This window comes from Pseudoalteromonas arctica A 37-1-2 (genome assembly GCF_000238395.3).
Taxonomy (GTDB): Bacteria; Pseudomonadota; Gammaproteobacteria; order Enterobacterales; family Alteromonadaceae; genus Pseudoalteromonas; species Pseudoalteromonas arctica.
Genome location: NZ_CP011025.1, coordinates 475,438 through 501,982 on the forward strand (window position 1 = coordinate 475,438; position 26,545 = coordinate 501,982).

At 38.0% G+C, this 26,545-nt stretch carries 21 protein-coding genes and 1 pseudogene; 12 read left to right on the plus strand and 10 right to left on the minus strand.

From position 1 onward, the window contains the following. Position 1: 1 nt before the first annotated feature. The 4 genes from rng to tldD are packed head-to-tail and all read left to right on the plus strand — an operon-like array spanning position 2 to position 7,603. Positions 2–1,474 (plus strand): ribonuclease G, encoded by a 1,473-nt coding sequence (gene rng / locus PARC_RS02110; protein ID WP_007586345.1) that lies wholly within the window; start codon positions 2–4, stop codon positions 1,472–1,474. Further along, entirely contained in the window at positions 1,474–5,331 is a 3,858-nt protein-coding gene (locus PARC_RS02115) for a YhdP family protein (RefSeq protein ID WP_010553765.1), read from the plus strand. Before rng ends, PARC_RS02115 begins: the two co-directional genes overlap by 1 nt. Continuing rightward, complete coding sequence (locus PARC_RS02120; RefSeq protein ID WP_010553764.1) at positions 5,328–6,167, plus strand: carbon-nitrogen hydrolase family protein; 840 nt, start codon at positions 5,328–5,330, stop codon at positions 6,165–6,167. The genes PARC_RS02115 and PARC_RS02120 overlap by 4 nt, the downstream gene beginning before the upstream one ends. Beyond that, entirely contained in the window at positions 6,164–7,603 is a 1,440-nt protein-coding gene (gene tldD, locus PARC_RS02125) for a metalloprotease TldD (protein ID WP_010553763.1), read from the plus strand. The genes PARC_RS02120 and tldD overlap by 4 nt, the downstream gene beginning before the upstream one ends. Before the next feature lie 144 nt (positions 7,604–7,747). Here tldD and PARC_RS02130 read toward each other — a convergent pair whose 3' ends face one another. The 3 genes from PARC_RS02130 to gorA all read right to left on the minus strand — a co-directional run bounded on the left by PARC_RS02130 (position 7,748) and on the right by gorA (position 10,950). Further along, positions 7,748–8,584 (minus strand): mechanosensitive ion channel family protein, encoded by an 837-nt coding sequence (locus tag PARC_RS02130; RefSeq protein WP_010553762.1) that lies wholly within the window; start codon positions 8,582–8,584, stop codon positions 7,748–7,750. Between the two features lie 107 nt (positions 8,585–8,691). After that, positions 8,692–9,324 carry a hypothetical protein gene (locus tag PARC_RS02135; protein ID WP_010553761.1) on the minus strand — a complete coding sequence of 211 codons (633 nt, stop codon included), beginning with the start codon at positions 9,322–9,324 and terminating at the stop codon, positions 8,692–8,694. A 264-nt stretch (positions 9,325–9,588) separates the two neighbouring features. After that, the gene (gene gorA, locus PARC_RS02140; RefSeq protein ID WP_010553760.1) at positions 9,589–10,950 is read right to left on the minus strand and encodes a glutathione-disulfide reductase; all 1,362 of its coding nucleotides are present in this window, start codon (positions 10,948–10,950) and stop codon (positions 9,589–9,591) included. Between the two features lie 78 nt (positions 10,951–11,028). On the opposite strand from gorA, the gene PARC_RS02145 reads away from it, so the two are divergent. The 3 genes and pseudogenes from PARC_RS02145 to PARC_RS02155 form a co-directional block, all read left to right on the plus strand. Beyond that, positions 11,029–11,703 (plus strand): DUF2461 domain-containing protein, encoded by a 675-nt coding sequence (locus PARC_RS02145; RefSeq protein WP_010553759.1) that lies wholly within the window; start codon positions 11,029–11,031, stop codon positions 11,701–11,703. A gap of 86 nt (positions 11,704–11,789) precedes the next feature. After that, positions 11,790–13,829, plus strand: coding sequence for an oligopeptidase A (prlC, locus tag PARC_RS02150; RefSeq protein ID WP_010553758.1), 2,040 nt, complete (start codon positions 11,790–11,792; stop codon positions 13,827–13,829). Positions 13,830–13,968: 139 nt separating this feature from the next. Further along, positions 13,969–14,769, plus strand: a pseudogene (locus PARC_RS02155) (response regulator transcription factor); the annotation flags it as partial. A 40-nt stretch (positions 14,770–14,809) separates the two neighbouring features. Here the strand turns inward: PARC_RS02155 and PARC_RS02160 are convergent. Next, positions 14,810–16,356, minus strand: a protein-coding gene (locus tag PARC_RS02160) for an IS3 family transposase (RefSeq protein WP_096058043.1) whose coding sequence is annotated in 2 segments (ribosomal slippage) — positions 14,810–15,897 and positions 15,897–16,356 — 1,548 coding nt in all. Because the reading frame shifts where the segments join, the coding sequence is not laid out codon by codon here. A 57-nt stretch (positions 16,357–16,413) separates the two neighbouring features. On the opposite strand from PARC_RS02160, the gene PARC_RS02165 reads away from it, so the two are divergent. The 5 genes from PARC_RS02165 (at position 16,414) to PARC_RS02185 (ending at position 21,311) form a co-directional block, all read left to right on the plus strand. Beyond that, positions 16,414–16,788, plus strand: a complete 375-nt coding sequence (locus tag PARC_RS02165) for a hypothetical protein (RefSeq protein ID WP_010554083.1) — start codon at positions 16,414–16,416, stop codon at positions 16,786–16,788. Between the two features lie 57 nt (positions 16,789–16,845). Beyond that, complete coding sequence (locus PARC_RS02170) at positions 16,846–17,601, plus strand: class I SAM-dependent methyltransferase (protein ID WP_010554084.1); 756 nt, start codon at positions 16,846–16,848, stop codon at positions 17,599–17,601. A gap of 244 nt (positions 17,602–17,845) precedes the next feature. Further along, positions 17,846–18,475 carry a TnsA endonuclease N-terminal domain-containing protein gene (locus PARC_RS02175; RefSeq protein WP_024607401.1) on the plus strand — a complete coding sequence of 210 codons (630 nt, stop codon included), beginning with the start codon at positions 17,846–17,848 and terminating at the stop codon, positions 18,473–18,475. Further along, on the plus strand, positions 18,472–20,313 hold the full coding sequence (locus PARC_RS02180) for a TnsB C-terminal domain-containing protein (RefSeq protein ID WP_010554086.1): 1,842 nt from the start codon (positions 18,472–18,474) through the stop codon (positions 20,311–20,313). The genes PARC_RS02175 and PARC_RS02180 overlap by 4 nt, the downstream gene beginning before the upstream one ends. Next, the gene (locus tag PARC_RS02185) at positions 20,310–21,311 is read left to right on the plus strand and encodes a TniB family NTP-binding protein (RefSeq protein ID WP_010554087.1); all 1,002 of its coding nucleotides are present in this window, start codon (positions 20,310–20,312) and stop codon (positions 21,309–21,311) included. Before PARC_RS02180 ends, PARC_RS02185 begins: the two co-directional genes overlap by 4 nt. A gap of 366 nt (positions 21,312–21,677) precedes the next feature. On the opposite strand, the gene PARC_RS02190 is transcribed toward PARC_RS02185, so the two are convergent. The 6 genes from PARC_RS02190 to PARC_RS02215 all read right to left on the minus strand — a co-directional run bounded on the left by PARC_RS02190 (position 21,678) and on the right by PARC_RS02215 (position 26,535). Beyond that, positions 21,678–21,773, minus strand: coding sequence for a DUF4236 domain-containing protein (locus PARC_RS02190; RefSeq protein WP_084201273.1), 96 nt, complete (start codon positions 21,771–21,773; stop codon positions 21,678–21,680). A gap of 195 nt (positions 21,774–21,968) precedes the next feature. Continuing rightward, positions 21,969–22,868: a hypothetical protein gene (locus PARC_RS02195; protein WP_033012867.1), complete on the minus strand. Its 900-nt coding sequence runs from the start codon at positions 22,866–22,868 to the stop codon at positions 21,969–21,971. Positions 22,869–24,115: 1,247 nt separating this feature from the next. Further along, positions 24,116–24,847, minus strand: a complete 732-nt coding sequence (locus PARC_RS02200; RefSeq protein ID WP_010554089.1) for a MauE/DoxX family redox-associated membrane protein — start codon at positions 24,845–24,847, stop codon at positions 24,116–24,118. Positions 24,848–24,871: 24 nt separating this feature from the next. After that, the gene (locus PARC_RS02205; RefSeq protein WP_010554090.1) at positions 24,872–25,384 is read right to left on the minus strand and encodes a DUF305 domain-containing protein; all 513 of its coding nucleotides are present in this window, start codon (positions 25,382–25,384) and stop codon (positions 24,872–24,874) included. Between the two features lie 133 nt (positions 25,385–25,517). Then, on the minus strand, positions 25,518–26,036 hold the full coding sequence (locus PARC_RS02210; RefSeq protein ID WP_010554091.1) for a DUF411 domain-containing protein: 519 nt from the start codon (positions 26,034–26,036) through the stop codon (positions 25,518–25,520). Positions 26,037–26,046: 10 nt separating this feature from the next. Further along, the gene (locus PARC_RS02215) at positions 26,047–26,535 is read right to left on the minus strand and encodes a YybH family protein (RefSeq protein ID WP_010554092.1); all 489 of its coding nucleotides are present in this window, start codon (positions 26,533–26,535) and stop codon (positions 26,047–26,049) included. Positions 26,536–26,545: the final 10 nt, after the last annotated feature.

The window sequence follows — 26,545 nt, forward strand, 5'->3', positions numbered from 1 at the left end:
CATGAGTACAGAATTACTGATCAATGTCACACCGAGCGAAAGCCGTGTTGCCCTAATAGAAAACGGTGTACTGCAAGAAATACAGCTAGAGCGAATTGGTAATCTAGGTATTGTAGGCAATATTTACCTAGGAAAAATAAGCCGTGTACTTCCGGGTATGCAGGCTGCTTTTGTTGATATCGGCCTTGAAAAAGCGGCATTTTTGCATGCATCCGATATTGTAAATAGTGCCTCTATTGTTGAAGGCGTAGACGACGTACCAATAAAAAAAGTACAAGACATTAGAGAGTTAGTTCGTCAAGGCCAATACATTATGGTGCAAGTGGTAAAAGATCCGCTAGGCACAAAAGGTGCAAGACTCACCACTGATATAACTATTCCTTCTCGCTATTTAGTGTTTATGCCAGATGCGACCCATGTCGGGGTTAGTCAGCGCATTGAAACTGAAGAAGAGCGTTCACGCCTTAAAAAAATAGTCGCAGAATATGGCGATGAAAATGGCAGCTTTATTGTACGTACAGCAGCCGAAGGCGCTAGCGAAGCAGAATTACGACACGATGCCGGTTTTTTAAGAAAACTGTGGGAAAAAATTACGGCTCGTCGCAAAAAAACCAGTAAGGCCAGTATTCTACACGAAGATTTAACGCTTGCCTTTAGAACCCTACGTGACTATGTAGGCGAAGATATGGAACGCATTCGTGTTGACTCTAAACTTACTCATGAAGAGCTAAAGTTATTTACTGAAGAGTTTGTTCCACAACTGTCTCAAGTACTCGAATACTATCCAGGTGAGCGACCTATATTTGATTTGTTTGACGTTGAAAACGAAATTCAAAAAGCACTACATCGTAAAGTCACGCTAAAATCTGGTGGTTATATAATTATTGACCAAACAGAAGCAATGACGACTGTTGATGTTAATACAGGTGCATTTGTAGGACATCGTAATTTAGAAGAAACAATTTTTAATACCAACGTAGAAGCAACCTCTGCAATTGCTCGCCAGCTTAGGCTGCGTAATTTAGGCGGTATTATCATTATCGACTTTATCGATATGGTAAGTGAGGATCATAAGCGCCGAGTATTACATTCACTTGAATCAGCACTCGCAAAAGATCGCACTAAAACAAATATTAATGGGCTTTCAGCACTTGGGCTTGTTGAAATGACACGTAAACGTACACGCGAAAGCTTAGAACATATTTTATGTGATGTATGTCCTGCGTGTTCTGGTCGTGGTTCGCAAAAAACAGTTGAAACGGTTTGCTACGAAATACTACGTGAAATAGTGCGTGTTAACCGAGCATACGCTGCCGATAAGTTTATGGTATATGCAGCGCCTGCTGTGAGCGAAGCCCTACTAAACGATGAGTACCATAACCTTGCCGAGCTTGAACTATTTATTGGTAAGCAAGTCAATATTCAAACAGAGAGCTTATACAGCCAAGAACAGTTTGATGTGGTAATGATGTAATGAAAGCAAAAGCGGTCTGTTTTTTTTGTTTTAGAAAGTTATGGCAGACCTGCGCCATAATTTTGGTATTACTGGCCGTTATTGTTTCAATTTTAAAATATACCCTCCCGTATGCAAACGAATACAAAGGTAATATAGAAAGCTATTTACACGAAAAGTTTGAAATAAGCTTATCTATTGGCGAAATATCAGCAAGTTGGCATGGCAGTGGTCCTGCATTAGTACTAGAGAATTTATCGTTTAAAGATAACGAAACTGCACCAATATCACTCACCATTGCTAAAACCAGCTTAGAGCTAAACTTATGGGAAAGCTTAAAAGCACTGCAACTTAGATCTAATTATTTTGTTATTAATGGTTTTCATACCAGTGTAAATATCACCAATTTATTTAAAACCGGTGACAACGACGAAGTCTCTTTTGAGCAAAAAGAGCTAATTGAAGAACTGTTTTTGGGTAAAACGGGTCATTTTGCAATAGAAAATTCCAGTATTAACTTTGTTCTAGAAGACGGTAAAGAGCGTAAGTTACTCCTCAAAAATATTGTTTGGCAAAATGAAGATGAGCAGCATCTTGGTAGTGGGAGCTTAGCATTGCCGGGTATTTCGGTCGGTGATTTTGATGCGCGAATAGCACTTACTGGCGATACCCTAGAGCAAGTTGCGGGCGACATTTATGTGCAGGCTAACAAAGTCGATGTATCTAACTGGTTAGCGCAATATATAAATACGCAAAAGCAACAACTGTATAGCGATATTAATTTACAAGCGTGGCTAAAACTAGATAAAGGTTTTGTAAGCGATATAAAAATGCAATGGCTACCAAGCTTTGTGCGTTGGCAGCGAGAAGAGCAAAGCCAACAAGTTAGCTTGAGTGAAGGTGGATTCCATCTATATCCCGAGCAAAATAGCTGGCACTTAAAAAGCACCGGTTTAACATTTAATAGTAACGATAAAGCATGGCCAAGTTTAGAGTTTGAAGCTCAACTAGGTACGACAAATGAAGTGTGGCTCCATCAGGTTGATTTTGAATTACTGAGTAACCTAGCAGGGCTAAGTAATTTTAATGCACTTGAACCATTTTTAGAGCGCCAACCTAGCGGGCAAATAGATCAAGCTTATTTAAATTTTTCCAATGCACAGCAATGGCAATTATGGTTTGAGGCTGACAATATTGGTTGGCAAGAATTAAGGTCGGTACCTGCAGCACAAGGACTTAGAGTAAATGGTTTACTTAATCAAAGTAGTGGTCGAATAAATTTATTTGGCGAAAATGGCACATTAGTTACAGGCGAAAGCTTTAGTAACGACATAAATTATAATCAGCTAAATGTAGAGCTAGATTTAGCTAAGCGAGATGATGGCTGGCATATAAGTAGTGACAATATATGGTTTGATAATGATGACGTCATTCTTGCTGCAGAATTACAAATTAGTCTAACAGATGATCCTCGATTAGATCTTTACGCTGAAGCCTTCGCCCCAGATGCCAAAATTGCAGGTCATTATTTCCCATTAAAAGCAATGAGCCCTGAGCTCGTTAGCTATTTAAATGGGGCAATTAAAGGCGGAGAAGTATCTAAAGCACAAGTCTTATTTGCAGGTCCATTATCTGGTTTTCCATTCACCGATGGCAGTGGCCAATTTGGTGTACTAGCGCAAGTAGACAACGCAACCTATGAGTTTGATCCTGATTGGCCTTTGGTCACCAATGCCAATGTACAGCTGCATTTTAATAATGAGCGTATGGACATATATAGCCAGCAAGGTAAGTTGGTTAATTTAGATATTGGTAATAGTGTACAGGTAAGCATTGCAGATTTAATGCATGCTGATGAACTTATTGTGCAAATTGATAAAAAAGCACAAATGGAAAAGTTACATGACTTTTTTGCAGCGACACCTATTGCCAAACCTCTTGCTGAAATTTTTAAAGTTGTGCAGGGCAAAGGCGAAGCCGATGCCAGTATTGAGCTTTTAGTAGGCTCAAAGTTTAAAGGTGGGGCCAGTGTTAGCGGCAAGGTTAATTTAAATGACTTGCCAGTATTTATAGCAACGCCAGGAATTGAGCTTAAAAACTTAACTGGCGAGCTTAATTTTAAAAACGACAATATCACACTTAAAAATGCGACTGCGAAATGGTTGGGCATGCCGCTAACTATTAATTACAGCAGTAAAAGTGATGCAAAAAATTACCAAGCAAACATAGATATAAACGCCAAAATTGACGCCGATACACTAATAGATAGTGGGCAAGGTATATTAAAAAATTATTTAAGCGGGCAAAGTGATGTTGATGTTGGCTTAGTACTTAATTTTGAAGAACAAGGTTTTAATTACCGCGCCCAAGTTACTTCGGAGCTACTTGGTTTAACAAGTAATCTACCTGCACCTTATAATAAAAATAGTGAACAAGTGTGGGCGCTTGATGCAATAGTACAAGGTGATGACATTTCTAATCTCATAACAGCAAACGCTAATCAACAGCTTTACTTTAATGCTATTTTAGAAAATGGTAAATCACAGTTTAGCAATGTCCATTTTGTGCTCGGAAAACAAGATTTAGGATTAAACCAAAAAGATTTAAGCGTAAATATAAATCTAGAACAGAGTGAATTAGTGCCTTGGTTTGATCTGATTGATCAAATAATTAAAGCTGGCAAAGCAAACCCAGATCAAGAATCAAAAGGGATTATGCCACCGCTTAATGAGGTGGTCGCAAATATAGGTTTACTTGATGCGAGTAACATCATTTTTAATGATTTTGAAATGCGTTTAGCACCATCAAAAGACGATTTATACCTAAAGCTGAATGCTAAAGAACTTAGAGCTGGGGTTTTTATTCCTACATCACAGCCTAGCCAGCCCATACGAATTAATGCCGATTACTTAAGGCTTAATTTTGCACCGCACAATGAGCAAGCACTTGAAATAACAGATGTACTTCCTGAGAAAGACTTGAGCTGGCTTACTAAAATACCTGCCATTGAGTTTGAATGTAGTGATTGCAAAATTGACCGCTACCAACTTGATAAAGTGAGTGCGTCATTATTAGGAGATGGAGAGCGTTTATCAATATCAGAACTCGTAGTCGATAAAGGCGATCATGTACTGCGCACTAAAGGGCAGTGGCAAAATGGATTAACAACGCTAAGTGGCGAGCTTAAAAGTGATGACATAGGCGCACTGTTTGGTGAGTTTGATATAACCTCCGCGATTAAAGATTCAAAAGCCGATCTAAATTATGATCTTACTTGGCAAGCAGCACCTTATGATTTTGATGTGAAAAGTTTAAGTGGCGAGATAGCTTGGGATTTAGGAGAAGGTCACTTAACTGAAGTTAGCGATGGCGGGGCACGCGTATTTTCGCTGTTGAGCCTTGATTCATTAGTACGCAAGCTGAAACTTGATTTTAGAGATGTATTTTCAAAGGGCTTTTTTTATAACAGCATGCAAGGCACTATGCAGTTAGAAAACGGTATTGCTTACACTAAAGATACCAAAATGGACGGCGTACCCGCCGATTTAACCATTAAAGGTTATGCAAATTTAAACACGTTTGATATAGATTATGACCTTGCTGTAGCGCCGCAGGTAACCTCGAGTATTCCGGTTATAGTTGCATGGATGGTAAACCCAGTAACAGGGCTTGCTGCCTTAGCAATTGATAAAGTTATTCATTCTGCGCGCGTCATCTCAGAGATCAACTTTAAAGTAACGGGTAAAATGAACGATCCTATTGTTCAAGAACTCGACAGAAAAAGTCGTGAAGTTACGCTTCCTCAAGCTGCGCAAAATCAGCCACAAGCATCAGTCGATTTAAAACTTAAAGATGCACAAGTAACAGTAACGCAATGAACAAAACTGAAATACTAAGCACTCCCACAATAGTTGCCCTGCAAATGTGTTCAGGGCTAAACCCTGATGACAACATTGCAAGCTTAAAGCGCGCACTTAAAACACTCCCCGCAACAAGACCATTACTTGTTTGTTTGCCTGAGGCTTTTTTAGTGTTTAGTAAAAGTGGTAACGATACGTTACGTGTTGCTAAGCAAGTTGAGCGATACAAGCTACAACTTAGTGAATTGTGCCAACACCATAATATTTGGTTAAATGCAGGGACAATGCCTGAGCCATTTAACGAACATAAATATTATGCAGCATCGCACTTATATAATAATCAAGGCGAGCTGGTTGCAACGTATAACAAAATACATTTATTTGATGTAAACGTAGATGATCAAACAGGTAGCTATCGAGAGTCAGATTTTACCCAAGCAGGTAGCGATGTGGTTGTTGTTGATTCTCCCTTTGGTAAAATAGGCTTAACAGTATGTTATGATCTGCGCTTTAGTGGCTTATTCAACGAACTAGTACGCCAAGGCGCCGATATTATTTTAGTACCAAGTGCATTTACAGTCGTCACAGGACAAGCGCATTGGCAGCCATTATTAGCAGCTCGCGCAATAGAAACACAATGTTATGTAGTTGCAGCAGCTCAGTACGGTACACATGAAAATGGCCGACAAACATATGGCCACAGTATTATTATTTCGCCTTGGGGAAGTATCCTGAGTGAATTGCCAACAGGCACCGGTTTTATAAGCTGCAACGCAGATTTAGACCAGTTACAAAAAATTAGACGAGATATGCCCGTGCAGTCTCATCAACGATTTAGAGAGCATTTATTATGAATTCGGTTGAACAGCATTTACTACAAGACAGCCAGTTAAATAGAGAAGAGCTCGAAAAAACGCTCGCTTACATACATCAGCATAAAGTGGATTATGCCGATTTATATTTTCAATCAAGCCACCACGAATCATGGGTGCTTGAAGACGGCTTAGTTAAAGAAGGCTCTTATAACGTTGAACGTGGCGTTGGTGTACGTGCTGTAAGCGGCGAAAAAACAGGATTTTCTTACTCTGATGCAATAAACCTCGAAGCGCTTAATAAAGCGGCTACAGCGGCTCGTAGCATTGCAGATGCTGGCGAAGATAGAGCGATTAAAGTATTTAGTGATGTTAAAGCTAAAGAGCAGTTTGCACCGCATCAGCCAATTTCGAGTATGAGCGATACCGACAAGGTGAGTTTATTACGCGAACTTGAAAACTATATTCGTGAACTAGCACCCGATGCAGAGCAAGTAATTAGTTCAATGTCGGCGGTATACGAAGAAGTATTAATCGCAGCAAGTGACGGTACGTTTGCCACCGATATTCGCCCGCTTATTCGTTTAAACTGCTCAGTGCTGCTTGAAAAAAATGGTCGCCGTGAACGCGGTGGCGCAGGTGGTGGTGCACGTTTAGATTATGGTTACTTTAAAGAACTTGTTGATGGTAAACCACGTTGGATGGAATTTGCTGAAGAAGCTGTACGCCAAGCTAAAGTAAATCTTGAGGCTATTGATGCCCCTGCAGGCACGATGGAAGTTGTACTTGGTAATGGTTGGCCTGGCGTGCTTTTACACGAAGCAGTAGGGCATGGACTTGAAGGCGACTTTAACCGCAAAGGCGCGTCTGCGTTTAGTGGTAAAGTGGGCCAAAAAGTAGCATCTGAGCTGTGTACTGTTGTTGATGATGGCACCATGGCCGATCGCCGTGGGTCACTTAATGTGGATGATGAAGGCACACCAGCCGCTTACAACGTACTCATCGAAAACGGTATTTTAAAAGGCTATATGCAAGATAAGCTAAACGCGCGTTTAATGGGTGTAAGCCCTACAGGTAACGCACGCCGTGAGTCGTATGCGCATTTACCAATGCCTCGCATGACTAACACCTACATGTTAGGTGGTGAGCACAGCCAAGCCGATATTATCAGCTCAGTTAAAAAAGGGGTATTCGCGCCTAACTTTGGCGGCGGACAAGTTGATATAACCTCAGGTAAGTTTGTATTTAGCGCATCAGAAGCGTATTTAATCGAAAATGGTAAAATTACCCAACCAATTAAAGGCGCAACGCTTATTGGTAATGGACCAGAAGTAATGCAGCAAATATCTATGGTTGGTAACGACTTAGCACTTGATAAAGGTGTTGGTGTTTGTGGTAAAGATGGTCAAAGCGTACCGGTAGGCGTAGGCCAACCAAGCCTTAAAATTGATCGGTTAACAGTTGGTGGTACAGCTTAAGTATTACTCAAGCGCGAAGTGAATTCGCACCTACGTGCTTGATGTTTATTGTAGGTGAGGTTTTTACACCTCGCTTTTTACGTTTAAGCTGGACTCTATGAGCGCGAAGTAAGTTCGCGCTCTTTGTTTTAATGAAGGTGGGGTTTATACCTCTCCTTCATCCTCTTTATTTTTTTCAGCCTCTTTATACCATAATGCAAAAAAGCACTCTGTTAATTTATGCTCTATCTCAAGCGCTTTTTCTGTTGGGCAAAACAAGGTAAAGCTTGCTTTAAATTCACCTAAATCGGTTGTACCAAAGTGAATTACTGGTTCTGGGCCAGATATTTTTGCATCAAGTTTACGCTCAATCATCGAATTATAACGGCTTGCTACTTCTTGAAACTCTTCGCAATACAGCTTAGCTTGCTCAGTTAATGTGTCGTGAATAGGGTACGGATTAAAGCTCTCTCTTCGGACAATAATAAAATGATGTGTAACAAAGCGTTTTACAAAGTTTAAGTTTTTAATAGAGCTGGTAATCAGCTTATTATTAGGTATGTATATGGTTTTTCTAGAAAATTGATAAGTATGTATATCAATTTCATGCATGGTTGTTTTTATCCAATCCGTTTCAGCTACTTCACCAAAATAATCACCAACTTGTATCCAATCACCGACTCTAAACGGGCGGGTTGTTACGAGGTAAAAAAAGCCTATTACACACTGAATAAACTCACGCGTTGCAAGCACAATCGCTACAGCAAAAGCAGCAATAGAAAGTGCAAAGTTTTGAATTTCGGTAGACCACACAAATAGCAGCGATATCATCATTACAAAATTAATAAAATGCTTAATATTGTGTGCGATGTAACGAATATCTTTTTCTTTTTTTTCTGCGCGATTTTTAGCCAGCTTATCAACAAGTACTTTTAGTACAAATGCAATTGTGATCATTACAATTGAAAGAAGAAACGGATGCAGCAATATATCTTTAGTCATAATATCCAATTAAACGCGAGTTGATAAAAACAGGCTCAGTATATTGATTTATTAAACCAATTAGCAAATTTAGTGCAAAAAAAGTAACCAATAAAAATGGAGCGACGCTATTGAGTTACTTCATCAGTGCAATGTTTGTGATTTTTAGCCATTCTTTTTCGGCATATGAGTACAAGCTCAATGGCTGAAATAAAGATTAGAGTATAGCCAAGCGTTTCTATACCCTCTTCAACAATGTTTTTTACTGCACGTACGTAGTCATCGCCCATTACTGAATGCCAAAATGCGCCTTTGCCCATCATTCGCGAAAATGCGAGTAAAGTAACCATGCCTGATAAGCAAATTCCATAACTAGGAGTGAGGCTATAGGCTTTTAAAGAGTTAAAAATACTTCCTCTGTTTGTTATTAAATAAACAAACACGCCAGCTAAAATTGAATAGACGATACTTTGCCAAGCGCCATCAAAAAAGTATAAGTCGAGGTAGGTATCAAACTCTCTCACAAACATCATTGCAGATAACGCAGCTAGTAATACAGCTGGTATTTTGAGTTGAAAGTTAATTCGCGAAGCATAAAAAAATAAAATACAACTTAAAAAAGTTAAAACATCTTGCATATGTTCGGTAAGAGTTTCTTCACTGTAAAGTGCATACTGTTTTAATTCAAAACCTTCAAGTTGAATTAAATGAGCAACACCCGCTAGGCATAATAAATAAATAAAAGATCGCAGTAAAAACATAAATAACCAAGAGAAACTATAAATGCGCGGGATTCTAATCGTTAAAATGCTTTAAAGCCAAAACAAAATTTAAACTTTTAACCTTTTTATCGGTCTAAAATTTTTGCTGTTAAAATAATGGCTTGGATGTTTATTTAATGTTGAATGGATGTTTTTAATGTGACGTTTTAAGTGGTTTGTTGTGCAAAATATAACAAGCATTAAAAAGCCCTTACTAATTACTTAACAAGGGCTTTTTATAATTGAGCGCTTAGAGTTTAGCGCCTAGCGCATAGTAACAAACTCTTCAGAACCTGTCGGGTGAATAGCCACAACGGCATCAAAATCAGCTTTAGTAGCGCCCATTTTCATGGCAACTGCAAAACCTTGAATCATTTCATCAACCGCAAAACCAATACCATGTAGGCCAACTACTTTTTCGTCTGGGCCGGCACATACAAGCTTCATTTTACAAGGCTGGCGATGTTTAGTTACCGCTGTGTACATAGCCGTAAAACCAGATTGGTAAATTTTAACGTTTTCTTCGCCGTACTGAGAAATAGCTTCTTGCTCAGTTAAACCAATAGTACCAATAGGTGGATGACTAAATACAACAGTAGGGACTAAGCTGTAATCCATTTTTAAATCATCTGGTAGTTCTTTATTAAATAAACGCTCTGATAAAGTACGCCCTGCTTTAACTGCTACCGGTGTAAGTTCAATACCATTTTCGATGATATCGCCAACCGCGTATACATTTTTAGCTGTGGTATTTTGATACTCATCAACTTTTACAAAACCACTGCTGTTTACTTCTACGCCCGCTGCTGCAACGTTAATCGCATTGGTTGTTGGTTCGCGGCCAATGGCCCAAATAACTTGATCAACGTTATGAGTTTTGCCGTTATCTAAATGCAGTGTTACAGAGCCATCATCTTCTTTAACTAATTTATGAGGTACAGAGTGAGTATGTAAAGTAGGGCCTTCGGCAGCCATTACTTCAACAAGCGTATCTACAATATATGGGTCAAAACTACGAAGAGGGGCATGCTTACGTACAAATAAATGTGTCTCAGTACCTAAACCATGTAATACACCAGCAAGCTCAACGGCTATGTAGCCTGCGCCAATAACGGCAACGCGCTTAGGTTGCTCTTTAAGCTCAAAAAAGCCATTTGAATCAATGCCGTGCTCAGCACCTTCAATATGCGGAATGCTTGGGCGGCCGCCTACTGCAATTAATATATGGTCGGCTGTGTAGTGCTCGCCGTTTACTTCAACTGTTTTATTATCTACAAATTTAGCAAAGCCTTTAATTACAGTAACGCCATTGCTAGCAAGGCCACTGTCGTAACCTTTATGAATTCGGCCAATGTAGGCTTCACGGCTTTCTACTAGTTTGCTCCAATCAAAGCCTTTAACTTCAACATTAAAGCCGTAATCTGGGGCATATAAATTAATTGCTTCGGCAACCTGAGCACCGTGCCACATTACTTTTTTAGGTACACAGCCCACGTTTACACATGTGCCGCCCATGTGTTTTGCTTCTATAAGTGCTACTTTAGCGCCACGCATTGCCGCTCTATTTGCAGAGGCAATACCACCACTGCCACCACCGATTGCAATATAATCAAAGTGTTGTGTCATTTTATGTCCTTAGGCGTTGAGTTTTATGCGCATTAGCATAACATTAAGTTTTAAAAATAAAGAGTGTTTAGGTGACCTATGTTTAGTAAAAAAACATTCGAATTTCTTGCTCAGCTTGATAAAAACAATAATAGAGACTGGTTTAACGACCATAAATCACAGTATGAGGAATACGTAAGAGAGCCCGCTTTAGATTTCATTAGGCAAATGCAAGCACCACTTGCTGAGGTTTCTAGCCATTTTGTCGCATCAGATAAAAAAGTGGGCGGTAGTTTAATGAGAATCCATAAAGACGCGCGTTTTAGTAAAGATAAAACCCCGTATAAAATTAATGTAGGGATTCAATTTCGCCATTTTATGGGAAAAGACGTACATGCCCCGGGTTTTTACTTTCACTTAGCAAATGACGAATGTTTTGTAGGTGCTGGTATTTGGCGACCAGAATCAAAGGCGCTTAACGCAATTAGAACCTGCATAGATGAAAACCCAAATAGCTATAAAAAAGCAATTTATGATGAGCAATTTAAATCTATATTTGAAATGTCAGGAGAATCGCTAAAACGCCCGCCAAGAGGTTTTGAAAAAGCTCATCCCTTAATAGATGAGCTCAAACGAAAAGACTTTACAGCCATTAGCTCGTTTACTCAAAAACAAGTATGTAGCAATAATTTAGTTGATACGGTACTAGAGCGTTATAAAGTGGCTGATTCACTAATGAGTTATTTGTGTTTTGCTCTGGAGCAACCATATTAAAATTACACAACTTAAAAGCAGTTGAGTTGTTTTTTTACTTTTAGACCCAATTTAAAATGTAATGCATTAACGCAAAGAGAGTATTTATGAGCAACCCATTAATTGGCCTTGAAGGCTTACCACCATTTTCAAAAATAAAGCCTGAGTACGTAGTACCAGCACTAAAAGACGGTATCGAGCTTTGTCGTAAAGCCATTGATGACGTGTTAGCTAAAGGCTCGTATACGTGGGATGACTTAGTATTACCCCTTGAAGAAGCCGACGATAAATTATCGCGCATGTTCTCCCCTGTATCGCATTTAAATTCAGTAATGAATAACGACGAATTACGTGAAGCTTACGAGCAGTGCTTACCGTTAATATCTGAATATTCAACATTTGTAGGTCAGCACCAAGGTTTATACAACGCGTATAATACGCTTTATAACAGTGACGAATTTAAAACGCTGACTACAGCACAACAAAAAACAATTACTAATGCGCTACGCGATTTTAAATTATCGGGTATTGCTCTGGCGGCAGAGCAGCAAAAACGCTACGGCGAAATTAGCGCGCGTTTATCAGAACTTGCCTCAAAATTTGGTAACAACGTAATGGATGCCACACTTGCTTGGCACAAGCATATTACTGATGAGAGTGATTTAGCAGGCTTGCCAGAATCGGCTCTTGCACTTGCAGCTGATACAGCAAAAAGTAAAGAATTAGAGGGTTGGTTATTTACACTCGATTTTCCATCATATTTACCAATAATGGCTTACGCAGATAACCGCGAATTACGCAAAGAAACTTACACCGCGTTTTCTACGCGCGCATCAGATCAAGGCCCTAACGCCGGTGAGTTTGATAACTCTGATATTATGAAAGAAGAGCTTGCGCTTCGCCATGAACTTGCACAGTTACTAGGGTTTAACAGCTACGCTGAAAAGTCACTCGCGACTAAAATGGCCGAAACACCAGAACAAGTATTCTCATTTTTAGAAGACCTAGCGGCTAAATCAAAACCACAAGCAGAGCAAGAAGTGGCCGAGCTAAAAGCGTATGCTGAGCAAAAACACGGTATTTCTGAATTAGAAGCATGGGATTTTGGTTACTACAGCGAAAAACTTAAGCAAGAAAAGTACGCTATTTCAGACGAAGTACTACGTCCTTACTTCCCTGCAAATAAAGTGCTTAGCGGCTTATTCGAAACCGTTAATCGCTTATTTGGTATTAGCGTAAAAGAAGTTACTGACTTTGATACTTATCACAAAGATGTACGCTTTTTTGAAATTGTAGATAGTAGCAATACTCTACGCGGACGTTTTTATCTCGATTTATATGCACGCGACCACAAACGTGGCGGCGCGTGGATGGACGACTGTATGGGTCGTAAAGTACGCGCTAACGGCGAACTACAAACTCCAGTGGCTTATTTAGTGTGTAACTTTAATAAGGCGGTTGGCGATAAACCGGCGCTGTTTACTCATGACGAAGTAACTACTTTATTTCATGAGTTTGGTCATGGTATTCACCACATGCTTACACAAGTTGATGCCGCGCCAGTGGCTGGCATTAATGGTGTAGCGTGGGATGCAGTAGAGCTTCCTAGTCAGTTTTTAGAAAATTGGTGTTATGACGAAGAAGCCCTGAGCTTTATTTCAGGTCATTATGAAACGGGTGAGCCGTTACCTAAAGAGTTACTTGATAAATTATTAGCGGCTAAAAACTATAACTCAGGCGTACAAATGCTACGTCAAATTGAGTTTTCGTTATTCGATTTTAAAATCCATAACGATTACAAAGTGGGTGAGCAATGCCAAATTCAAGCAGTACTAAACGATGTACGTAGCCGCACATCAATCGTTAAACCGCCTGAGTTTAACCGTTTTCAAAATGGTTTTAGCCATATTTTTGCCGGTGGTTATAGTGCAGGTTACTACTCGTATAAATGGGCTGAAGTACTTTCTGCTGATGCATTTTCTAAATTTGAAGAAGAAGGTATTTTTAACGCTGAAACAGGGCAAGCCTTCATGCAAAATATTTTAGAAAAAGGCGGTAGCGAAGAGCCAATGGAATTATTTAAAAAGTTCCGTGGTCGTGAGCCTAATGTTGACGCGTTACTACGCCATAGCGGTATTGCTGTTTAAAAATTAATATTTAGCACAAACCAAATTAAAGCGCCTTAATGGCGCTTTTTTATTATTTTAAAATTATTATCTAATAATTTTTAGTAATTTCATCCTACCGTACTATGCTTTTAGCACACCTAATAAAATGGACTAAGGCATGGCAAAGTTGGTATTGGCAATTGATGACGACAAGTATGTTCATCATATAATTGAAGAGTCTTTAGCAGGGTTTTGTAAAATAATTCATGCAAAAGATGGCGATGAAGGATTAAGGCTAACCAATAAATACAACCCAGATATTATTTTACTCGATATTGAAATGCCAGGTATGTCAGGTTATGACGTATGTAAAACAATAAAGCAAAGTCAAAATACTCAGGATATTCCCGTTATGTTTCTCTCATCTAAAATAGAGCTAAGCGATCGGGTAAAAGGTTATAGCGTCGGCGCATCTGATTACATTACAAAACCTTTTAATGCAGAAGAGTTAATAGCGCGAATAAAGGTACTTTACGAATATAGGCAAAAATGCGCAAAACTAAAATTGGATATAGTAAAAGCGAATAAAACAGCTGAAATGGCAATGACAGAGTCAGGCGATATGGGACGTATAATGCGCTACGTTGGACAAAGTTATCACGCTAATAACTTTCAATCGTTGAGTGAATACTTTTTTACCTTTTTTGCTCCTTTAAATTTAGATGTTGTGGTGGTGTTTTGGTATCAAGGAAAAGGTATTTTTTACAGCCAGCAAAGTGGTGTTTGCCCGTTAGAGCAAGAGCTGCTTGAGCAACATCGAAATGCTCAACGATTTGTTGATATTGGTAGCAGCACTATCATTAATTACCCCAAAGTGTCCCTTTTGATAAAAAATATGCCAGTTGATAATGATGCTTTGTATGGGCGCTACAAAGATCTGTTCCCGCATATATTAGAAGTAACCAACGAGAAGGTTGTTATCGGAGTTTTTCAAGTTAGTTGTCGCATCAAATTAAATTTTATGCCGCCCGCATTGCTTCTTTTTTCTCTGGATTTAAATTTACTTCATTGATCATCGTCCAATCTCGAGACTTTCCTGACCAACGACTTGGATTCTGTAATTTCGCCATCTCATTTACCTGATGACGTTTCGCTAGTATCGCTTTATCTAATCCTAAATGACGCTGGTTTGGCGTGACAAATTTAATACCGCTGTGCAAGTGCTCATCGTTGTACCAATCAACAAATCCGCTAACCCACTTTCTTGCGCTACCCATGCTTTCAAAGGCTTTCTCAGGGTATTCCGGGCGATACTTTAACGTCTTAAATAGCGATTCAGAATAAGGATTATCATTACTCACAGACGGTCGGCTAAATGAAGGAACAATACCTAACTCCTGCAATGTCGCTAATAACGTTGCCCCTTTCATTGGACTGCCATTATCCGAGTGCAACGTGACTTGCTCAGGCTTTACCTGCTCTCGCCTGCAAATATCTACCATTAAATCAGCCGCCAGTGTGCTTAGTTGTGTGTCATGAACCTGCCAACCAACTATTTTTCGACTATAAATATCCATCACTAAATATAAGTATAAAAACTGACCTTTAACAGCTGTTGGCAAATACGTGATATCCCATGTATAAATTTCGTTTACACGTGTTGCCCTGAGCGCTTTTGGCTTTTTTATCTTTTTATTTGGTTTAACTTTTTCTCTGTGTGTTAATAATTTATGCGATTTCATAACGCGATAAAACGAGCTTTCTGATGCTATCCACACATCTTTATCCAATAGTTTAGGGACTATCTTGCTGGGTGGTAAATGCCCATATTCTATTGAATTAACCGTCTTAATTATACGCTGTTGCTCTAATTCAGTTAGCCTGTTAGGTGGTCGCTTTATCGTACTTGTTCGCTTATCTGTCATATCATCAGCTTCAATCCAGCGTTGAATTGTTCTTGCCGTTAGACCAAGTAACTCACATGCTTTTTCTTGCCTTGCCCCTGATTTCTGCGCGTCGGTAATGAGCTTTATCAATTCATGACGCTCAGTTGAGCTGGTTAATCGTCCTCGTTGAAACCCCAAAGCGCATCTGCTTTTTTTTTGAGTACGAGTAAGGCGGCTGTTTCTGCTAACGCTTTGTCTTTACGATTAAGCTCTTTTTGAAGCTGCTTAATTTCTTGTTTGAGCTGTTTACTGTCTGATTTTACGGGCTTCGTTGAAGGCCCTTTAGCAAAATCTTGCTTCCATTGTTTAATATGATGCGGGTAAAGCCCCTTAGCACGGCAATATTCATTAAGAGCTGCTTCATCTAAACTCGCACATTCAATAATGGCGTTAAGCCTTTCTTCTAAGCTCCAGTCATGAGGGCGTTTTTCTGTTGTCATGTGACTACCATTATTTTTAGTTTCAAGTTCATGGTTTTTAGCAAGCGCGATCCATCGTTGCAAGGTTGAATAACCGATGCCTAAATCAAGCGCAATATCTTCTAGGCGAACATCATCACATTGAGATAATGCTTTTTCAACAGCTTGAACTTTAAATTCTTGTGTAAATCGACGTCTCATTTTATCTGCCTCTATTAAAAGTTAGAGGCGACAACTATCCTGACACAGGGGGTTACCATGGAAAGAAGCGAAAGCAGTTATGAGCAGGCAGCTCAAATAAGTACAGCCCTTCAAGATATTGTTAAGCAGTTAACTACTCAAAATGTAGAGCAAAACAAAAGTACTAAAGAGTTTATAGAGCAGCTACATGAACTTGACTGCGCTATTAAGCTACAACAAACACAAGCTAATCCTGCGGATCTCACTTTATATATATCTCAATTGGATCAAACAATGCAGTTATTTGTATCGGCTAATAGTGATTTAGCCTTTATCAAATATCAGCTTAAACAAGTTGCCGAAAGCCGCAATGAACTTATATCTAATTTACGTACTAAAGCGGAAGCCGCAAAGGTCAATACGAATCATCATAGTGATATAGAGCTATTTTAGTGCTTTAAAGTAAAGCGGTTGATATACTACAGGCGTATTTTATCGTCGGAGTTTATTGTGGTTATTCAGTGTGCTTTTAAAGAGTTACGCCCTTATTTAAATGAATTAGAAACACGCTTTGGTTTAGCCCAATGGGCGCAAAATTGCAGTGGCTTTAGCTTACATTACGATGATAAAGGGTTAAGTCTATTTAAAACCGACGAGCCTAAACTAGGTGCAATTAACGTTGATTTTGTAACCGGTGCTGCCGCCCATAGGCGTAAGTTTGGCGGTGGTAAAGGGCAAGCAATTGCCAAAGCAGTGGGTTTAAATAAAGGCGCAACGCCTGTTGTACTTGATGCTACCGCTGGTTTAGGGCGAGATGGTTTTGTACTTGCCTCGCTAGGGTGCAAAGTTATATTACATGAACGTCACCCGGTTGTAGCTGCACTTTTATACGATGGTTTAAAGCGAGCCTATAGCGATATTGAAATTGGTTTGTGGATGAAAGAAAACATGAGCCTAATATTTGGCTCAAGCCATACTTTGCTCTCTCAATGCGAAAGCATGCCTGATGTTGTTTATTTAGATCCCATGTTCCCGCATCGCGAAAAATCAGCATTAGTTAAAAAAGAAATGCGCGTATTCCAAGAGCTTGTTGGTGCAGACAACGACGCTGACGACCTACTTGATTTTGCCTATCCACTTGCCAGTAAGCGTGTTGTTGTAAAGCGCCCCGATTACGCTCCATTCTTAAACGAAAAAACTCCAAGTATGCAGATCAAAACCAAAAAGAACCGTTTTGATGTCTATGTAAAAGCGGCAATGGTTTAAGCATCAAAACAAATCGGCGTTATATCCCTAGAATTTATGTCGCTGAAACCATACTTTGACATAATACAAGCATACTGTGACATAATTAAACCATACTTTGACATAAAACTTACTTAAGAAAATGCAGGGAAAATAAATTTATTTACTATCATGAACTTATATTTTTATTTAAGCATAGTGTGACATAACCATTTTTTATTTGTATATTATGTATACGATGATAATAAAAATACTGGTTTAGCGCATGTATATACGTAACTTAAGAAAACCTTCCCCTAATAAGAATGTATTCAAATTTGCTAGCACTAAAGTTGGCAATGTAATTATGTGTGAAAGTACATTAGAGTTTAATGCTTGTTTTCATAATGAATATAACGATTTAATCGAAAGCTATGGTAGTCAACCAGAGGGTTTTAAGTATGAGTTCATGGGTAAAAGCTTGCCTTATACCCCTGACACGGTAGTCGTATACAAAGATAAATGTGTAAAATATCATGAGTATAAGTATGAAACAGAAACAGCTGAGCCTTTATTTAGAGAAAGGTTCTCTGCAAAAAGAGCCGCTTGTCTAAAAATGGGCGTTCAGTTGATTTTAGTAACTGAAAACCAGATTACAAAAGGACTTGCTTTGAATAACTTTAAGCTATTGCATCGATACTCGGGTGTTTACGGTATTAAAAATATTCAGAGTGAAATGCTTAATTTTATTAATAAATCAGGAGCAATAAACTTAGTTGATGTAAAATCTCAATTTAATTTGTCAATTGGTGAAGCACGGTCTTTTTTATATGCATTGCTTCATAAAGGTTTGTTGAAAGCAGATTTAGAGGATGATGATCTAAGTAATAACCCAACATTATGGGTTACACCATGACAGATTTTTTCGATGAATTTAATGAATCGTTAGCGCCACTCAAACCGCAAACACCTACACGATATCTCAAATTAGATGACGCTAACTTAATCAAGCGTGATTTGGATACCTTTTCAAATACTTTAAAAAACGAAGCGCTACAAAGGTATAAACTAATTATCTCTATAGATAAAAAGCTGTCAGCTGGGTGGACCCAGCGAAATTTAGATCCTATTTTAGATGAGATTTTTAAAGAAGATGAGCAAGCTCGGCCAAATTGGCGGACTGTTGCTCGTTGGCGTAAAAAATACATCGAAAGTAATGGTGACCTAGCTTCTCTTGTGGTTAAGAACCATAAAATGGGTAACCGAAACAAACGCATAGAAGGCGATGAGAGTTTTTTTGATAAAGCATTAGAGCGTTTTTTAGATGCTAAAAGGCCTACCATAGCAACTGCCTACCAGTACTATAAAGACCTTATTGTTATTGAAAATGAGAGTATTGTTGAAGGTAAGATTCCAATTATATCTTACACAGCTTTTAATAAAAGAATCAAAGCAATACCCCCATATGCTGTCGCTGTGGCAAGACATGGTAAATTTAAAGCAGATCAATGGTTTGCTTACTGTGCTGCTCATGTACCCCCTACAAGAATATTAGAGCGTGTAGAGATTGATCATACCCCACTTGATTTAATTCTACTTGATGATGAGTTACTTATCCCTATAGGAAGGCCTTACCTAACATTACTTATTGATGTATTTAGTGGTTGCGTTCTTGGTTTTCATCTTAGTTATAAATCTCCTTCGTATGTATCTGCGGCTAAGGCTATTGCTCATGCGATTAAGCCAAAGTCACTTGATGCTCTGAATATACAACTACAAAATGATTGGCCTTGCTTTGGTAAATTTGAAAATTTAGTAGTAGATAATGGTGCTGAGTTTTGGTCAAAAAACTTAGAGCATGCTTGTCAGTCTGCAGGAATAAATATTCAATATAACCCCGTACGCAAGCCCTGGCTCAAACCATTTATAGAGCGTTTTTTTGGTGTGATGAACCAATATTTCTTGCCGGAAGTTCCAGGTAAAACATTTTCAAATATATTAGAAAAAGAAGAATACAAACCTGAGAAAGATGCAATTATGCGTTTCTCAACTTTTGTTGAAGAATTTCACCGCTGGATTGTAGACGTATACCACCAAGATAGTAACTCACGTGAAACTCGTATCCCAATTAAGCGATGGCAACAAGGATTTGATGTTTATCCTCCTTTAACTATGAATGAAGAGGATGAGGCGCGTTTTACTATGCTAATGCGCATCTCAGACTCAAGAACGTTAACTAGAAATGGTATAAAATATCAAGAGCTAATGTATGACTCGACTGCTTTAGCTGATTATCGAAAACATTATCCCCAAACAAAAGAAACTTTAAAAAAACTGATTAAAGTCGACCCTGATGATATTTCAAAAATTTATGTTTACTTAGAAGAACTGGAAAGCTACCTAGAAGTACCGTGTACAGACCCTACCGGTTATACGGATGGGTTAAGTATTTATGAGCATAAAACAATAAAAAAAGTTAACAGAGAAACCATTAGGGAATCTAAAAATAGTTTGGGTTTGGCTAAAGCTCGCATGGCTATACATGAGCGAGTAAAACAAGAGCAAGAGGTTTTTATTGCATCAAAAACTAAAGCTAAGATAACGGCCGTTAAAAAGCAGGCTCAAATAGCTGATGTAAGTAATACAGGAAAGGGTACCATTAAGGTCTCTGAAGAAAGTGCAGCTCCTGTGCACAAAAATATTAGTAACGATGCTTTCGATGATTGGGATGATGACTTAGAGGCATTTGAATGAATGCCTTAACAGAAATACAGATAGAACAGTTACGTAACTTTAGCGATTGCATCGTTATGCACCCACAAATTAAAGCAATTTTTAATGACTTTGATGAATTAAGATTAAACCGTAAATTCCAATCAGATCAGCAAGGTATGCTTTTAATTGGTGATACAGGAGTTGGAAAAAGCCACACTATTAATCACTACAAAAAAAGAGTTCTAGCTACTCAGAATTATAGTCGAAACACTATGCCAGTCCTAATAAGTCGTATATCTAGAGGTAAAGGCTTAGATGCAACTTTAATCCAAATGCTGGCAGATCTGGAGCTATTCGGAAGTAGCCAAATGAAAAAGCGAGGCTACAAAACAGAGCTTACTAAAAAGCTTGTAGAAAGCTTAATTAAAGCTCAGGTTGAATTACTCATCATTAACGAGTTTCAGGAGTTAATAGAGTTTAAAAGTGTACAAGAACGACAACAAATCGCAAATGGGTTAAAGTTTATTAGTGAAGAAGCCAAAGTGCCAATAGTACTGGTTGGTATGCCTTGGGCTGCAAAAATAGCTGAAGAACCACAATGGGCTTCTCGCTTAGTTAGAAAAAGAAAACTTGAATACTTTAGCTTAAAGAACGACAGCAAGTACTTTCGCCAATATTTAATGGGCCTAGTGAAGCAAATGCCATTTGATGAGCCACCTAAGCTTGAAAGTAAACATACTACAATGGCGCTATTTGCTGCATGCCGAGGGGAAAATAGAGCACTTAAACATCTACTGATGGAGGCTTTAAAATTAGCACTAAGTTGTAACGAATATCTTGAAAATAAACATTTTATTGCAGTTTATGAAAAATTTGATTTTTTTAATGACAAAGATTCACTAAAGCTAAAAAACCCATTTAAACAAGATATTAAAGATATTATTATTTATGAAGTAACGAAGAATTCATCTTATAACCCAAATGCATTGGACCCTGAGGATATGCTCACAGGTCGGAAGTTTGCAATAGTAAAATAAGCTCTACTAGCCTAGGTCGATTAAGGAGATTCTTCAACTATGTTGTGGTGATTCAATCAAGTCTGACAGTCGCATATGTGCCACTAGCAGACATTGAAGATTCTTAATGTGTGACCCATACGCTTCTAGACAATGCCCGCATCCAAGAAAATCGGATGAAATTGGAAATACACTGACTGAAAACAACGAATTAATACAGCACTATAAACGAGAAATGAAAATCGAAAAATCGAAAAACAGAAGGCAAAAAATCACGGTAACGCTCTTAGTCGAAAAAACAGTTTGATAAATAAGTTAAAGACCAATGCTGAATACTTAAGTTCATTCATCGAAGAGAGCTATGAAACATAAAAGCTCTCTTCGAATTCAACCTTTACCTCCAACAGAAATACTAGTAATTCCCTTTTTTCCTAGGTTGCCCCTTAAACCCTTACCTATTCTGATGCTCTTTCTACATCTCATGTAGCTGTCCCTGCATTAATTAATGTTTACTATATCTTCATTTAACAAAGCTCAAAGTATCAGAGCAACAAAGTATCAGAGCAACAAAAGAAAACTTAATAAGGTTCATAATGGATGTTAGAAATAGTGTTACATAGCAGTTGAACTTTCATGTATTTTAAAGCCTTGTTTTACAAGGCTCTATTTTTTAATTAATTATTTTGTATAAGTACATATATATGAACCAGGAGCTTTACCGCCTACACAAGAAACTCGTCCTGCAGAAGAAGGTGATTTAGCAGAGGTACTGTAAAATTGGGCTCCAGAACGCACGGCTGCATCATAAAAATTTGAGAAAGTTGATAAACCACCTTTTTTAAAGGTATATGTACGTGGTGATGTTACAGGAAGTGTAGGTTCAACTTTGTTTCCGTCAACATCTCTACCATGTTCAAAATCCCATATAAGCTCATCACCAATAATTCCAAATAACGAATATATTGCAATGCTTTTGTCATCAAAAGCAACCTGCATAAAGACTTTTTCAATTTCAGCAACGCCAGAAACTTTTGCCGCTGCGATTGTAAAGTTCGATATATCCTGATCTAGGGTTGTATGTTCATTATAATAAGATGAAACTTCATATTGTTTTGCACCAAATCCAACTAAGTCCCAAGCGCTACCTGCAATCTCTTTAGGCACAATAGTTGCGCTTACTCCAGCTAAGCTTGCAACAACAGCACTTTTTGCATCAGATATATTATGAAAAGTATTTAAAACGTCCTGCTCTACACCATAGCTATCTACAGTCCAACTATATATAGGTATTCTTACATCTTGAATATGACCACCACGACCATCAGGTTCATTATCTCCTTTTAATATCCTGTACCCTGTAATGGTCTTAGAAACATTGAATTTCTCAATAATTGATTTATCTAGATTCATTACATAAACATCGCGAGGGCGATCTACCTTAGCTTTTAATCTTGCTGTATTTTTGAACTGTTCGAAAGAAAAACATGTTGAGCATTCAGTGTAAAGTGGAGTTTCCGAGGCTAAACTTGAGAAAGAAACTAGCCCAATTAAAGATGTTAAAAGTAAATTTTTTATCATAATCATTCCATAATTAAATAAACGTAAAAGAAACATTATTCTAACTTCTTTTTCATTACTTTTAAAGCATTAACAACTACAAAAGCATTACCCATTAAGAGTTAATGTATGGGGGATGGGTAACTAACCCACTATATCGCGGCTTTTAATTTTAACTAGGCGAAGCCGTAGCGAGGAACGAGCGCGACTTTACAGAGTTAAGTGCAAAATAGTCCTTAAAAAACGCGTTCACCAATCTTCCAGCTAAAAAAGCTAATCGTGCCTTGATAAACTTCTCTTTATGGAGCTTAGAGGCTCGATAAGGAAATTTCATAGGCACAGGTAAATTGCATCACTTTTCATACAAAGTCGCTTAGAATCACTCTGAGGAGTGAAATGTCGTGATTTTTTGGGGTATGCCGTAGCTAGGGGAAAGGCCGACAGGAGTATAAACTGAAGAGTGGCTTTAATGCTTAAAGTTTTGTAACTTATTCACAGGCTAACGCCTTTTTAATAACTCTTGTTTTTAGCACCGCTGTAGCCACCTAAAACTGTAGTCAATAAAAGAGAATAAGATGTTTTTTTATAGCCAATTATTAAGTAGATGCCTCAATCGTCTTGACTAAATAAATATAGTCCACCCTCCGCCTCGAACAACTTAATATAACTAGCGCCTCAATACCTGGCTATCACTCATCCCCGAACCGCTTTGTAGCGTGCTAAGCTTAAAGATCAATAAAAAACTGGAGTACACTAAACTCGCCAATTAAAATCGTTTTTCTTGTAATTGATATATTTCCCTCATTATATCGGTTTGTGGGGGTAACAATTTGACGGTACGCGAGCCGCGCAAATGTCTGCTCGTACCACGTTTACTTGTATATGTGAGCAAACACCAATATGACTAATTTACTATTTTTAGCCAATCACAATGACCGCTATTCGCTCTAAGCGGACTAGAAAAAATTTCACAAAATTTATTAATTAAATTTATAAATTCTTAAACACTAGGATGATTAAAAATTTATTGCCAAAAGAATCCTGGAATCAAATTTAGATTAGATCTATTTAATAAAGTTAGAGGGCTAGTACTTTTTTAAATCATGCAATTGATAAAAAACTTTAGTCTCGTTGTAACTTCAAGATACCTTAGTGAAGCCAGAGCAAATTGATGGGGTTTTAAGTTCAGGCAGAACCAGACTCAACTACTGAGTCTGGTTCGTGCTATAAATAAGCTCGTCATCATATTTTTAAATTAAAGCTGTTATTTACCTAACAAACATCCAAATACCGGCAGCTATCATAAATAAGTTTTCTGTTAGGGAGATAATCCCTAGTGGTACGTTACTGTCACCGCCTACACACGCACATTTTAACTCTCGTTTATCTATATAGACTGCTTTTATCACTGAAACAGCACCAACCCCACCTATGAATAATGAAATAGGGGCAATAATATAGGCTGGTAATCCGGCTATCATTCCAATGCCAACAAATGCTTCTAAAAATGGGTAAACATAAGCGTACCTAACTACTTTCATAGCGACTAAATCATAGGTTATAAATGAATTAGTAAAGCTAAATAAGTCTTGAAGCTTTTGTATTGCTAACACTGCCATTGTTAGGGCTACAAACAGTTCAGCGGTCTGCATTGATAATAAGCTATTATCCGATGCAAAACTAAATGCCACACTAAGCAAAAAACTAACCGAAAAAATCGCAATCACGGGCGTGTAAGTTGTACCTTCTTGGGCTGCTTGTGGCTTATTAAAGTAATCACGTAAATCGTCGTAGCCACCTATACGTTTATTATCAATAAATGTTTGAGGTGTAGTTTCTACACTGTGTTGTTTTTTAAATTCATCTGTTTGCTCTCGAGAAGTTAAAAGCTGATCATCAACTGTATATCCCTCTCGCTCTAGTAGGTCTTTTGATTTTAAACCAAACGGACAAATATGCTCATCTGTTGCCATTCTAAAAAGCTGGGCTGATTTACTCATGCTTTACTCCTTATGTTATGCGGTTTATTTATTTGAATTGAAATCTGGAACAGCTCTTAATTGTGCTTGAGCATTGGTTTGTGTAATGCCGTTTTGCTCTATATCTTTTAGGAGCCATTGCATTTCTTTTATTTCTCGCTCTTGGGCTTCAATTATATTTGTAGCTAGCTTTTGAACGCGTTTATCTTTGATTTTTGCCCTGTCACTGGTGAGTATGGCAATTGAATGATGTGGGATCATCGCCGACATCCATGAGCTATCATCAACAGTCGCTTGTGAGCGAACTAAAAATAAACTTCCCACAAATACGGCAACACTAGCAATGAGTACTGTTATATTTTTCTTTTTATCTTTATACATATTGAGCATGAAAAGTAGCATTATCAATGCCATTGTGGCTCCCATATAAAGCGCCATATAAGTACGAGTTTCACTAAAATAAACATGACTAAGTTGGTAGGTGTTCAAATACATCAATACAAACATGGTTATTGTGGATGTTGCTATCATTAAAAAAAATTTTGAATAGTGTGACATTGTATTGCTCCTTAAAAGTTTTGTATTGTGTTTTTACATATGAGTAATTTTTACACTATTAAGCTCACAAATCAGTGTTTCCTGTTGTGTAAAATGGGTATTTAACAATTAACTTAAGAATTATGCCGTTAGGCTAAAATTGCTCGCTGGATTTACTTATGTATCTGTAGGTTTCTTCATTTGAGTTGTCAGTGAGTAGTTCAATATTATATTTGTGAAATATACCCTCCATTTCCATTCCGGGAGTGCCAATAGGCATGGCTGGTACACTTAAGCCTGTAATGTGCGGAGCGTGTTGCCTAGATAAAAACTGTTTTATATGTTTAGCGGGAACATGACCTTCAAATACAAATCCATCGGCTGACACGGCTGTATGGCATGAGCGCATATTAGGTTTTATTTGATACTGAGATTTAATCGACCCCATGTCATTAACGTTAATTGCTTTTGTTTGAATATTGTTTTCACTCAAATGAGCAATCCACTTATTACAACATCCACAATTTTTACTTTTATAAACGGTAAGCTCAATTTCAGGTTTTTCTGAATTTTCATAGATTATTGATGTTTTATGCTGTTTTTCGATACTCATTGCCGAAAATGACATAGTTAATGATAAAAAAAACGCTGAGGTAATGTAGATTACTCGCATTGTTAACTCCTTAATTAGACCAGTGAATATGAGTGATTTTCCAACCTTTATCGGTGTTTTTTAATGTGATTGATTCCATTCCCGTAGACTTAATATCTTTCCCCTTATACTTTCCTTGAGTTTTACTTCTTGAAATTGAGTAAGCTATGTCTCCATTTGTGTGAACTTGATGCTCTAGCAGTTCACTATCAACTGCACTTAAGAATTTCATATCCGCTATCATATGATGGTTCGCGTATTCATCTGCAGAACGCTCAACAATTCCGCCTTCAAAAATGACGACATCGTCGGCCAGTAATTTACGGGCAACTTTGGCATCGCCTTGTTTTAGGGATGCATGAAATAAGCTAACTGCCTTTGCAGCTTCGCTATCAACATTAACAAAGACCCAGCCTTTTTTTGTGTGCTCTTCATGGGTGTGTGCGTTCACAGCAAAAGAACTAACAGCGCTAAAAATTAGTAGCAATAAAATTTTTAAATTAGAGGATTTAATTAACATACATTTTCCT

What these genes read in the sequence shown, in the direction of transcription:
- rng (WP_007586345.1), top strand. Translation starts at nt 2, where the DNA reads ATGAGTACAGAATTACTGATCAATGTCACACCGAGCGAAAGCCGTGTT.
- PARC_RS02145 (WP_010553759.1), top strand. Translation starts at nt 11,029, where the DNA reads ATGTTTAGTAAAAAAACATTCGAATTTCTTGCTCAGCTTGATAAAAAC.
- PARC_RS02130 (WP_010553762.1), bottom strand. Translation starts at nt 8,584, where the DNA reads ATGACTAAAGATATATTGCTGCATCCGTTTCTTCTTTCAATTGTAATG.
- PARC_RS02135 (WP_010553761.1), bottom strand. Translation starts at nt 9,324, where the DNA reads ATGTTTTTACTGCGATCTTTTATTTATTTATTATGCCTAGCGGGTGTT.
- gorA (WP_010553760.1), bottom strand. Translation starts at nt 10,950, where the DNA reads ATGACACAACACTTTGATTATATTGCAATCGGTGGTGGCAGTGGTGGT.
- PARC_RS02175 (WP_024607401.1), top strand. Translation starts at nt 17,846, where the DNA reads ATGTATATACGTAACTTAAGAAAACCTTCCCCTAATAAGAATGTATTC.
- PARC_RS02190 (WP_084201273.1), bottom strand. Translation starts at nt 21,773, where the DNA reads ATGAGATGTAGAAAGAGCATCAGAATAGGTAAGGGTTTAAGGGGCAAC.
- prlC (WP_010553758.1), top strand. Translation starts at nt 11,790, where the DNA reads ATGAGCAACCCATTAATTGGCCTTGAAGGCTTACCACCATTTTCAAAA.
- PARC_RS02210 (WP_010554091.1), bottom strand. Translation starts at nt 26,036, where the DNA reads ATGCGAGTAATCTACATTACCTCAGCGTTTTTTTTATCATTAACTATG.
- tldD (WP_010553763.1), top strand. Translation starts at nt 6,164, where the DNA reads ATGAATTCGGTTGAACAGCATTTACTACAAGACAGCCAGTTAAATAGA.
- PARC_RS02120 (WP_010553764.1), top strand. Translation starts at nt 5,328, where the DNA reads ATGAACAAAACTGAAATACTAAGCACTCCCACAATAGTTGCCCTGCAA.
- PARC_RS02205 (WP_010554090.1), bottom strand. Translation starts at nt 25,384, where the DNA reads ATGTCACACTATTCAAAATTTTTTTTAATGATAGCAACATCCACAATA.
- PARC_RS02115 (WP_010553765.1), top strand. Translation starts at nt 1,474, where the DNA reads ATGAAAGCAAAAGCGGTCTGTTTTTTTTGTTTTAGAAAGTTATGGCAG.
- PARC_RS02180 (WP_010554086.1), top strand. Translation starts at nt 18,472, where the DNA reads ATGACAGATTTTTTCGATGAATTTAATGAATCGTTAGCGCCACTCAAA.
- PARC_RS02165 (WP_010554083.1), top strand. Translation starts at nt 16,414, where the DNA reads ATGGAAAGAAGCGAAAGCAGTTATGAGCAGGCAGCTCAAATAAGTACA.
- PARC_RS02215 (WP_010554092.1), bottom strand. Translation starts at nt 26,535, where the DNA reads ATGTTAATTAAATCCTCTAATTTAAAAATTTTATTGCTACTAATTTTT.
- PARC_RS02185 (WP_010554087.1), top strand. Translation starts at nt 20,310, where the DNA reads ATGAATGCCTTAACAGAAATACAGATAGAACAGTTACGTAACTTTAGC.
- PARC_RS02200 (WP_010554089.1), bottom strand. Translation starts at nt 24,847, where the DNA reads ATGAGTAAATCAGCCCAGCTTTTTAGAATGGCAACAGATGAGCATATT.
- PARC_RS02195 (WP_033012867.1), bottom strand. Translation starts at nt 22,868, where the DNA reads ATGATAAAAAATTTACTTTTAACATCTTTAATTGGGCTAGTTTCTTTC.